8 protein-coding genes and 1 pseudogene are annotated in these 10,480 nt (G+C 74.0%); 7 read left to right on the forward strand and 2 right to left on the reverse strand.

What is annotated here, in order from left to right; translation table 11 throughout:
* Positions 1 to 687, forward strand: a pseudogene (locus tag AB0917_RS31510) (hypothetical protein); the annotation flags it as partial.
* Positions 688 to 733: 46 nt separating this feature from the next.
* Here the strand turns inward: AB0917_RS31510 and AB0917_RS31515 are convergent.
* Positions 734 to 2,560: a serine/threonine-protein kinase gene (locus AB0917_RS31515; RefSeq protein WP_366823116.1), complete on the reverse strand. Its 1,827-nt coding sequence runs from the start codon at positions 2,558 to 2,560 to the stop codon at positions 734 to 736.
* 66 nt (positions 2,561 to 2,626) lie between these two features.
* A complete protein-coding gene (locus tag AB0917_RS31520; protein ID WP_366823117.1) occupies positions 2,627 to 3,784 on the reverse strand; it encodes a Ku protein in 1,158 nt (385 codons plus the stop codon).
* Positions 3,785 to 3,853: 69 nt separating this feature from the next.
* Between AB0917_RS31520 and ligD the strand changes: the two genes are divergently transcribed.
* The 6 genes from ligD to AB0917_RS31550 all read left to right on the forward strand — a co-directional run bounded on the left by ligD (position 3,854) and on the right by AB0917_RS31550 (position 10,343).
* The gene (gene ligD / locus AB0917_RS31525) at positions 3,854 to 4,753 is read left to right on the forward strand and encodes a non-homologous end-joining DNA ligase (RefSeq protein ID WP_366823118.1); all 900 of its coding nucleotides are present in this window, start codon (positions 3,854 to 3,856) and stop codon (positions 4,751 to 4,753) included.
* A 245-nt stretch (positions 4,754 to 4,998) separates the two neighbouring features.
* A complete protein-coding gene (locus AB0917_RS31530; protein ID WP_366823119.1) occupies positions 4,999 to 7,149 on the forward strand; it encodes a PBS lyase in 2,151 nt (716 codons plus the stop codon).
* Entirely contained in the window at positions 7,146 to 7,460 is a 315-nt protein-coding gene (locus AB0917_RS31535; RefSeq protein ID WP_366823121.1) for a zinc-ribbon domain-containing protein, read from the forward strand. Before AB0917_RS31530 ends, AB0917_RS31535 begins: the two co-directional genes overlap by 4 nt.
* Positions 7,461 to 7,627: 167 nt before the next feature.
* Positions 7,628 to 8,398, forward strand: coding sequence for a hypothetical protein (locus AB0917_RS31540; protein WP_366823122.1), 771 nt, complete (start codon positions 7,628 to 7,630; stop codon positions 8,396 to 8,398).
* Positions 8,395 to 9,738 (forward strand): HAMP domain-containing sensor histidine kinase, encoded by a 1,344-nt coding sequence (locus AB0917_RS31545; protein WP_366823123.1) that lies wholly within the window; start codon positions 8,395 to 8,397, stop codon positions 9,736 to 9,738. The genes AB0917_RS31540 and AB0917_RS31545 overlap by 4 nt, the downstream gene beginning before the upstream one ends.
* Before the next feature lie 107 nt (positions 9,739 to 9,845).
* Positions 9,846 to 10,343, forward strand: a complete 498-nt coding sequence (locus AB0917_RS31550) for an SH3 domain-containing protein (RefSeq protein WP_366823124.1) — start codon at positions 9,846 to 9,848, stop codon at positions 10,341 to 10,343.
* Positions 10,344 to 10,480: the final 137 nt, after the last annotated feature.

The following is a 10,480-nucleotide window of genomic DNA, read 5'->3' on the forward strand; positions in this document are numbered from 1 at the left end:
CCGTCCGCGCACATGGACTGGTACGGCGGCCCCACCGTCCTGGAGCACCTGGAAACGGTGCCGGTCAGCCACGACCTCACCGCCTGCCACGCCCGCCTTCCCGTGCAGTACGTGATCCGCCCGCAGACCGCCGAGCACCCCGACTACCGCGGATACGCCGGCCAGATCGCCGCCGGAGTCCTCAGGGTCGGCGCCCCGGTCACCGTGCTGCCCTCGGGCCGCACCTCCACCATCGTGGGCATCGACCTGCTCGGCCGGAGCGTGGACATCGCCTGGGCGCCGCAATCGGTGACCGCGCGGCTGGCCGACGGCATCGACGTCTCCCGCGGCGACCTCATCGCACCGACCGCATCGGCGCCCGCACTCACCCGGAGCGTGCGGGGACTCGTGTGCCACGTGGCGGACACCCCTCTCGTGTCCGGGCAACGGGTGCTGCTCAGGCACACCACGCGTACCGTCAAGGCAGTGGTCGAGGACATCCCCTCCAGGCTCACCCTGGACGACCTCTCCCAGCACCCGGCCCCCGGACAGCTCGTCGCCAACGACATCGGCCGGGTCGTCGTCCGCACCGCTGAACCGCTCGCACTGGACACCTACGCCGACTCCCGGCGCACCGGCTCGTTCCTCCTGATCGACCCGGCCGACGGCACCACACTGGCCGCCGGCATGGCCGACGGCGGCGAGTGAGGCGTGCGGTCCGCCCACCCCGCCGACCTCCTCGAACCCCCCTCGCTCAGCCTTCCTCGCGCGGGTTCTTCTCGATGACCCGGCCGTCCAGGTGCGCGGTGAGGTAGGCGCCGCCGTACTTGTCGGAGACGTAGACACGCAGCACCGGGCGGTCGCCGTGGAAGGGGGACGACGGGTCCACGATCACGTAACTGTTGTCCGGGTCGGGGACGTTGAGCGTCGTCCTGGCCGTACGCAGCAGGGCGGGCAGGGCGTCCCAGTCGACGGATTCCAGGTCGACCGGCTTGTCCCCGGCCATGAGCGTGCCGCCCATGTCGTCGTTCTTCGCCTGTCCGTCCCGGTAGCTGAACCGGTCGTAGAGGCGGGAGTTGGACTTCAGCGGCGCCTGGGCGGAGGCGTGCTCGTCGTAGAGGGTGAAGTCGGTGACCTCCGTCCCGCCCATGAGCGGCTTGAGCGCCGCGATGGCCTCCCGCGCCCCCTGCGGGGTGAGCAGGTCGGTGGCCGCGTCCTCGTCGTCGTCGTCGGCCGCCCCGGACTCGTCGTCGTCCACGACCGGCTGGCCTCCGGCGGTGGGCGGGGGGCTCGGGTCGTTCGCCGGGGCGCTCACCGTGGTGTCGGGGCGGTCGGTGGGGTCGTCGCCGCTGCCGCCGCCTCCCCGGAAGAACGACGGGTCGATCAGCCAGAAGACGCCCATCAGCACCGCCGCCGACACGATGGTCGAGGCCGTGCTGATCACCCGGGTCCGGCGCAGGAGGCGGTGTCTGCGCTCCTCGTCGTCGGTGACCGTCGGGGAGGAGGCCGGGGAAGTGGCCGGAGAGGCGGGCGGGCCCGCGTACGGGTTGCCCGCCTGCGGGTCGTGCGGCGCGTCGGCAGGGGCGGGGGCGGCCGGCGGGTGGCCGGAACCGGCGGGCGTCGGACGCGCCGGCGGCGGGGCCGGGGCCGGCGGGTGGGCTCGCCGGGTGGGCGCCGGGTGCTGGGGGCCGGGGGCGGCCGGGGCCGCTCCGTAGGCGCTGCGGGGATCGGGGGCGGGCCGGGGCCGCGCCGCCTGCGCCAGCATCCCCTCCAGGGTCTCCGCGTCCGGGCGGGCCGCGATGTCGCGGGTCAGGAGCGCGGTCAGGACGGGCGCCAGCGCCCCGGCCCGTACCGGCGGGGGCACCTCCTCGTCGAGCACGGCCGCCAGGGTGGCGAGCGTGGTGGCCTTGCGCAGCGGGTGGTGGCCCTCGACGGCGACGTACAGCATCATGCCGAGCGACCAGAGGTCCGAGGACGGGTCGCCCTCGGTGCCCCGGATGCGCTCGGGGGCTATGTAGTCCGGCGAGCCGATGAGGGCGCCCGTCATGGTGAGGCTGGTCGACTCGCGGATCGCGGCGATGCCGAAGTCCGTGAGGACCGGGCGGCCGTCGGTGCGCAGCAGTACGTTGGCGGGCTTGACGTCACGGTGCTGGATGCCGGAGGCGTGGGCGGCGTTCAGGGCGGAGAGGATGCCGCGCCCCAGTTCGGCGGCGTCGACGGGGTCCATGGGCCCTTCGGCCAGCCGGTCCTGGAGGGACGAGCCGGCCACCAGCTCCATCACGATCCAGGGGTAGCCGTCCTCGCCCGGGTCGACGATGTGGTGGACGGTGACCACGTTGGGGTGGTCGAGGCGGGCCAGGGCGCGGGCCTCGCGCAGGACCCGGGCGCGCAGGGTGCGGGCGCCCTCCGGGTCGTACTCCGCGAGCCCCGGGTCCGGCGGCCGCACCTCCTTGAGGGCGACGTCACGGTGCAGCGCCTCGTCGTGGGCCCGCCAGACCATGCCCATGCCGCCGCTGCCGAGCCGCTCCACAAGGGTGAAGCGGCCGTCGATCACCCGTCCCGAGGGGGTCTTAGCGCTCATGCGCCGTAGCGTACGGGTGGCGTACGACAGGCGGGGGCCGGAGCCGGGAACCCGTACGCGGCGGGGTCAGGCCGAGGCGCGTTTGCGGGACGCGGACGTAGTCTTCTTCGTGCTGTTCCGGCCGCTCGAACCCGTCTGCTTCTTCGTCGAGGAAGAGGACTTCTTGGCCGAGGAGGCCGACCGGGAGTCCGACGTGGAGGCCGTCTTGGACGCCGTCTTGGACGCCGTCTTGGACGCCGTCTTCTTCTGGGTGGTCTTCTTGGCCGTGGACGAACCGGACGCCGTGGACTTCTTCGTACCGGTGGACTCGGGTGTGGACTTGGACGCGGGCTTCTGCTGCGTCGTCTTCTTCGCCGTCCGCCCCGACGGCGTCTTCTTGATGGGGTGGACGTCCGCCATCTCGCCCTCGCCCTCCTCCTCGTCCCGGTCCTCGCCCTCCCCCTCGCCCCGGGACTTCTTCGCCTGCCGGACGCTGCTCTCCAGAGCCGCGATCAGGTCGATGACCTTGCCGCCGCCCGACTCCTTCGACTCCGACGGCCGCACCGCCTCCCCCGACGCCTTCGCGGCGATCAGCTCCTCCACCGCCTCCCGGTAGTCGTCGTGGAGGCTGTCCATGTCGACCTCGCCGAGGGTGTCCATCAGGGCGTCCGCCAGGTCGAGTTCGGCGTCGCGGACCGTGACGTCGCTGTCCGGGGCGACGCCCTCGGGGGCGCGGATCTCGTCGGGCCACAGGAGGCCGTGCATGGCGATCACGTCGTCCACGACCCGCAGCATGCCCAGGCGTTCGCGGCCGCGCAGGGCGTATTTGGCGACGGCGACCTTGTTGCTGCGCTTGAGGGCCTCGCGCAGCAGGGTGTACGGCTTGGCGGCCGGGACCCCGTTGGCGGAGAGGTAGTACGCCGCGTCCATCTGGAGCGGGTCGATCTCGTCGGCCGGCACGAAGGCGACGATCTCGATGGTCTTGGCGGTGGGCAGCGGGAGCTGGGCGAGATCCTCGTCGGTGATCGGGATCATCGTGCCGTCGGCGTCCTCGTAGGCCTTGCCGATCTCGCCGCCGGAGACCTCTTCCTCGTCCAGCTCGCAGACCTTGCGGTACCGGATCCGGCCACCGTCGGCGAGGTGGATCTGCCGGAAGTGGATCGCGTGGTTCTCGGTGGCGTTGACCAGCTTGATCGGGATGCTGACCAGCCCGAAGGAGATCGCGCCGTTCCATATGGACCTCACCGTTCACCCCTTTTTGACCTTTAAGGACGACTAGATAGGTTTTCAGGCGATTCGTGTGACTCTTATCGTATGACGCCGATCACGGAGGTGGAGGGGCGGCGCCTCTCGCTCAGCAACCTCGACAAGGTGCTGTATCCGGCCACCGGGACCACCAAGGGCGAGGTGCTGCACTACTACGCGGCCACGGCGGCGGGCGCGATCCTGCCCCATCTGCGCGACCGCCCGGTCTCCTTCCTGCGCTATCCGGACGGCCCCGGGGGGCAGCTCTTCTTCACCAAGAATCCGCCGCCCGGTACGCCCGAGTGGGTGCGCACCACCCCCGTCCCTCGGAGCGAGGACCCGGCCGCCCGCCAGGTGGTGGTCCAGGGCCTGCCCTCGCTGATGTGGGCGGCCAATCTGGTGGTGGAGCTCCACACCCCGCAGTGGCGGGCCGACACCCCGGCGACCGCCGACCGGATGGTCTTCGACCTGGACCCCGGCTCCCCCGCGACCGTCGTGGAGTGCTGTGCGGTGGCCCTGTGGCTGCGGGAGCGGCTCGCCGCCGACGGGCTGTTCACGTACGGGAAGACCTCCGGCTCCAAGGGCCTGCACCTGCTGGTCCCGCTGGAGCCGACGCCGTCCGCCGAGGTGTCCGCGTACGCGAAGCGGCTCGCGGTGGAGGCGGAGAGCGCCCTGCCGGATCTGGCCCTGCACCGGATGAAGCGCGCCCTGCGGCCCGGCAAGGTCTTCGTCGACTTCAGCCAGAACTCCGCGTCGAAGACCACCGCCACCCCCTACACCCTGCGGGCCAGGGCCGAGCCCACCGTCTCCGCACCGGTCACCTGGGACGAGATCGAGGCGTGCCGCAGGCCGCAGGCGCTGGTGTTCCGGGCCCAGGACATGGCCGGGCGGCTGGAGCGCCACGGGGAGCTTCTCGGCCCGTTGCTCGACCCGGAACAGGCGCGACCGCTTCCGGCTGCCTCCCCCTGACCGGCGGTCGGCACACGGAAATTCACAGCCAACCCACAGGTTCCCTTTCGGCCGCCGCGTCATGACAGGGTCATGACCTGGTCACGGCATGAGGAAAGGCCACAAGTGGCGGGTGGATTGTCGGACCCGTGGTGCACACTCTGCGCAGGCGCTTTCTTAGAAACGCGCCGCAGGGGTGTGGGGAACAGGTGTGCCGGAGGCGGGTGGAGCTTGCGGACGCCGCCGTGACGTGGGGAGGGGATGGCGTGTTCTCGGGAATCGATGAGGTCGACTGGGCTTCGATGGAGCATGCCTACGGGCCCGCCGACGATGTGCCGGTGCTCCTTCGGGGGCTCGCCTCCGCCGATCCGGCGGAGCGGGAGAGCGCGCTCGACGGGATGTACGGAGCCGTGCACCACCAGGGGGACGTCTACGCCTGCACCCTCGCGTGCATCCCCTTCCTCTTCGAGCTCGCCGTCGACCCCGGCGTGCAGGACCGGGGCAGCGTGGTCGAGCTGCTCACCAGCATCGGCGGCTTCGATCTGGACGAGGACGACGAGGACGAGATCGACGAGGACGAGATCGAGGGCGCCGCGAACTACGCGATGGCGGCGGCCGCGGTCACCGCCGGGGCGGGGGTGTTCTTCGAGCTGATCGCCGACGAGGACCCCGGGGTGCGGCTGGCGGCCCCGCTCGCGCTCGCCACGCTGCACCGGCATCCCGTGCGGGTCCTCGCGCTGCTGCGGGAGCGGCTGCCCGTGGAGCCCGACGAGGAGGTGCGGCTCGCCCTGGTGGAGGCGGCCGGGCGGGTCGCCCTGCGCCACCGTCCCCTGGCGGGGCGGGTGGCCCAGTGGCTGACCCGGCTGGTGGACCGGGAGCGCGCACCGGGGCTGCGGCTCGCCGCCCTGGCCCAGCTCGCGCGCTGTTCGCCGCACGCGCTGCCCTGCGATGTGGTGCCGGTCGTCTCGGGGCTGCTGCGCGAGCTGCGCTCGGCCCAGGGCGGCGCGCCGGAGCAGGAGAAGGACGGGGAGCCGGAGGCCGAGGCGGAGCCGGACGCCGATCCGGTCGGCTCGGCGGACGTCTCCCGGGCCGAGCAGGGCTCGGCGCCGACCCTGGTGGGCCAGTTGCGCGCGCTCTCGGCCCAGGAGAACGCCGGACGGGGCGCCCCCTGGGCCGCCGATCTGCTGCGCACCCTGCACGTCGGCCTCGACGACCGGGTCGGGGACCGTACGGCTCTCCTCATCGACCAGCTCCGCAGCCCCGACCGCTGGCAGCGCATCGACGCGGTACGGATGAGCGGCGGGCTGATACGGGCCTGGCGCGGCTCGTACGAGGAGCTGGTGGCGCTCATCGGCGAGCAGCTCGCCGACCCCGAGCCCCGGCTGGCCGAGGCCGCCTCGCACGTGCTGGAGGAGCTGTTCTCGCTGGCCGCCCCGACCGCCGACGCGTTGGCGGCCCGGCTGGCGGCCGATCCCGGGGGCTGGGTGAAGGAGTGGGCCAGTGGTCCGCCGGGGCTCGGCTCCACGGTGAAGGCGCTGGCCCGGCTCGGCGACGCCCGCGCGGTGCCCGCCCTGGCGGCGGCCCTGGAGCTGCCGGAGGTGCCGCACGACCTGGGGTTCACGGTCGGCCATCTCGGGCCGGCCGCCCGCCCGCTGGCCGATGCGCTGCGGCGCAGGCTCGCCGGGGTGGCGCTGGACGAGGGGGCGTACGACCGGGCGAGCCCGCTGCTGGCCGGGCTGACCGCGCTGCGGGCGGGGGAGGCGACGCCGGAGGTGCTGCGGGTGCTGCGGGGCGCCCCGGAGTACCGGGGCGAGTGGCTGCGTACGGCGGCGCTGCGGGCGCTCGGCTCGTTCGGGCCCGCGGCGCGGGAGGCCGTGCCGGAGTTGCGGGCGATGCTGCGCCGCCCGGGGACGGCCACGGAGGCGGCCGAGGCGCTGTGGGCGGTCGCCGGGGACCGGGACGCGGTGCTGCCCGTGCTGGCCGAGGCGCTCCACTCCGACCAGGTGCACGACCGGCGGGCCGCCGCGGCGGTGCTGGGGGCGCTCGGGCCGCACGCGGCGGTGGTGGCGCCCCGGCTGCGCGGGCTGCTCGCCCACGACGAGCTGTGGCTGCGGGTGGACGCGGCGATAGCCCTCTGGGAGGTGACCGGGCGGCCGGAGGAGAGCACCGAGGTGCTGCTCGCCGCCTGGGAGAAGAACCGCCATGTACGCGTCCGGGTGGCAGAATGCCTGGCGCGGACGGGACCGGTCGGCCCGGCGTCGGCGGCGGCACAGGTGCTGCGCGCCGAACTCTCCTCCGTACGCCGGCACAACGCGCTGGACGGCGGGTACGGCAGCCATGACACCTACGAGGACGAAAAGCTCCTGGCGCTGTGCCGGCAGGCGCTCCGGGGGACGGGGAAAGGGAGCACGGCATGATCATTTTCGGCACCAAGGGCTACCTCCACCAGCTGGCCATCCTGACGATGGTGTGCGGCTGGTGCGGCAACCCGGCCGCGCACACCCTGCGCAGGCGGGTCACGAAGTTCACGCTGTTCTTCGTGCCGCTGTTCCCGTTCTCGACGAAGTACGCGACGCAGTGCACGTTCTGCGGCGGGGAGCAGCAGATATCCAAGGAGCAGGCCGACCAGCTGCTCGCCCAGCACGGGGCGGGCCCCGACGGCGGCCACGGACAGGCCCCGCAGCAGGGGTTCACGCAGCAGCCGGGGCAGAACCCGTACCAGCGCTGAGCCCGTACCGGCGCCGAGCGCGTACCAGCCCTGAGCCCGTACCAGCCCTGAGCCCGTACCAGCGCTGAGCCGGAGCGCGGCCGGTCACGTACGGGGACGAAGTGCGCATCGCGTACGGCCTTCCGCTTAGGGTGTAGGCCCCCTGTCGTCCAGGAGAAGGGCCAGCCGTGCGCCCGGTCCGCGTCCCCGCCGTCGCGTTCGCCGTGGCCGCGTCAGCCCTGCTCTGCGGCTGCGGCGAGGCCGGCGGGCTGCGGAGCGCCGGCGAGACCCCCTCGGCCGTCGAGCCCGCCCGCCTGTGGCCCGGCCTGCCGCCCGCGTCGGCCGCCCCGTACGACTACGGGGAGGGCGAGACCGCCCGCATCCCCGGCGTCACGGTGCCCGGCGGCGATGTGCGCCGGCTGGACCCGGTCGCGGTGGCGCAGGCCGGGCTGGAGGCCAGGACCGACCGGGACAGCGGCCTGGACGAGCTGCCCGACGCGACGGTCCGGCAGGTCCGGGCCTGCCGGACGGCACCGGCCGACTGCCCCGTCCTGGACCCGTACTACCACGACCTGACCGGCGACGGCAGGGACGAACTGGTGCTCGGCATCCGGATGCCCGGCCGCCAGCTCGCCGTGCGCGTGTACCGGGCCGACCGGGGCGGGCTGACCCGGATCATGTCCACGTCGGACGTCGTGATCAGCGTGGAGCTGGCGGGCCGGGACCTGATCATGCGGGCCCCTTCGGCGATCTCCGGGTACGAGTACCGCACCGCGTGGTCCTGGGACGACCGGCAGCGCGCGATGCTGCCGACCCGGGACGAGATCCTGCGGGCCCCGGAGCGGCGCGAGGGGCGCACGACCCCCACGCCCCAGGACTCCCGGTCCACGACGCCGGAGAACCCCCGGTCCGCCCCGCCAGCCCCCTCCGCCCCCTCGGCCTCTGCGGACGGCCCATGAAGCGGCGCCGGTTCCGCTCCCCCGCCTGGACCGCGACCCTCACCTGGAAGTCCGCGGTCTTCCTCACCGTCATGTGCTGCACGCTCGCCGCCCTGCTCGGCGTCCTGGTGCACACCGCGGTCACCCGGCAGACGGTCTCCCACGCCCGCGAGAAGGCGCTGGCCCGGCTGGAGGTGGTCACCGACGCGTACGAGGCCGGGGAGCCCCTGCCGAGGAGCTCCGGCATCGACCCGCCGGGGCTGCCCGCCCCGCTCCGCGCCCTGGCGGCGGGCGGCGAGCGCGGCACCATGGTCGCGGACGGCCCGCACCGGCCGGGCGACCCGGAGGGGCGCGGCGGCCCCGCGATGTGGGCGGCGGGCCCGGCGGACGGGCGGGCGCTGGCCACCTGGACGGACTACAGCCACAGCGCCAACACCATCGGGGGCCTGGACCGGGCGATCATCGGCTCCTCGCTGCTGGCCATCGCCGCCACCCTGGTCGTCGGCCTCGTCGCCGTCGGCCGGGTGACCCGCCGGCTGCACCAGACGGCCCGGGTGGCCCGCCGGATCAGCGCGGGCGACCTCGACGCCCGGGTCGGCGACCCGCGCACCGCGCGCCCGGTGCGCGGCCAGGACGAGGTGGCGATCGTCTCGGGCGCACTGGACACCATGGCCTCCAGCCTCCAGCGCAAGCTCCAGGCGGAGCAGCGGTTCACCGCCGATGTGGCGCACGAGCTGCGCACCCCGCTCACCGGTCTCTCGGCCGCCGCCGAGCTGCTGCCGTCGGGCCGCCCGGCGGAGCTGGTGCGGGACCGGGTGCGGGCGATGCGGTCGCTGACCGAGGACCTGCTGGAGATCTCGCGCCTGGACGCCCGTACGGAACAGGTCGACCTGGCCGTGCACGACCTCCCGCCCGTGGCGGAGCGGGTGGTGCGGGCCTCCGGGACCCGGACCGAGGTGCGGGTCGCTGATCCGGTGCCGGTGGAGACCGACCGGCGGCGGCTGGAGCGGGTGCTCGGCAATCTGGTGGCCAACGCCCACCGGCACGGCGCCCCGCCCGTGGTGCTGGACGTGGCGGGCGCGGTGGTCTCCGTACGCGATCACGGGCCGGGCTTTCCGGCGTACCTCCTGGAGGGCGGTCCGCAGCGGTTCCGCACGGACGGCGCAGGCAAGGGCCACGGACTCGGGCTGACCATCGCGGTGGGCCAGGCGGCGGTGATCGGGGCGCGGCTGGAGTTCGTGAATCCCCCGGACGGCGGGGCGCTGGCCCGGCTGACGCTGCCGGAGTACGTACGCGTCGACGACGGGGACGAGGCCAGGGACACGGGGGCGAAGGGTGCGGGGACCGCCGAACTCGGCTGACCTCACGCACCGTGCGCGTTGCGGACTCTCCGTGGCCAACTTAGCGTGACGAGGGCGAGCCCGGCTCGCGTCCCCCCACGGTCCCCTTCCTTTTCCCTGGAGGCAGCATGTCCCCCCTGTCCCGCCCCTCGCGGTTCCGCCGGATCGGTCTCTGCGTCGCCACCGGCGCCCTCGCAGCGGTCACGGCCGCCGCTCCCGCTCTGGCGGCGGACCCCCACCCCGTCGACCAGCGCACGGAGGCCGCCGCGCCGAAGCCGTCGTCGGACGAGCTGTCCGCCTCGGCCCTCCAGCGCGAGCACGAGGCGCAGCGGAAGGAGGCCCGCCAGGAGGCTCCGGCGCAGGGGCAGGCGCAGCCGCAGGCGCCCAACCGGAACTACAAGGGGCGGGTCATCGCCAAGCCGGAGCTGCTGCTGCGCGACCGGCCCTACCGCAGCAGCAAGGTCGTAGGCTCGGTGAAGTACGGCACCGTGGTCAACATCTTCTGCAAGACCAAGGGCGACAACATCGACGGCAACGACCGCTGGTACCTGCTGACCGACGGCACCTGGGCCTGGGGTTCGGCCCGCTACATCGAGAACATCGGTGCCGCGCCGCACTGGTGCTGACCGCCCCCCACCGCCCCGCCCCGTCCGCCCGGGGAGCCCGGCCCCCCCCCCCGGCCGGCCCCCGGCGGGCCCGCCCCCCGCCCACCTAGGAACAGCACCCCACAGAAAACCCCAGACAGCATGCAAGAAAGCGGGTT

Source organism: Streptomyces sp. NPDC007346 (assembly GCF_040703535.1).
In the GTDB taxonomy this organism is placed as follows: Bacteria; Actinomycetota; Actinomycetes; order Streptomycetales; family Streptomycetaceae; genus Streptomyces.

Coding starts and splice junctions, on each gene's coding strand:
- AB0917_RS31550 (WP_366823124.1), top strand. CDS start 9,846: ATGTCCCCCCTGTCCCGCCCCTCGCGGTTCCGCCGGATCGGTCTCTGC.
- AB0917_RS31535 (WP_366823121.1), top strand. CDS start 7,146: ATGATCATTTTCGGCACCAAGGGCTACCTCCACCAGCTGGCCATCCTG.
- ligD (WP_366823118.1), top strand. CDS start 3,854: ATGACGCCGATCACGGAGGTGGAGGGGCGGCGCCTCTCGCTCAGCAAC.
- AB0917_RS31545 (WP_366823123.1), top strand. CDS start 8,395: ATGAAGCGGCGCCGGTTCCGCTCCCCCGCCTGGACCGCGACCCTCACC.
- AB0917_RS31515 (WP_366823116.1), bottom strand. CDS start 2,560: ATGAGCGCTAAGACCCCCTCGGGACGGGTGATCGACGGCCGCTTCACC.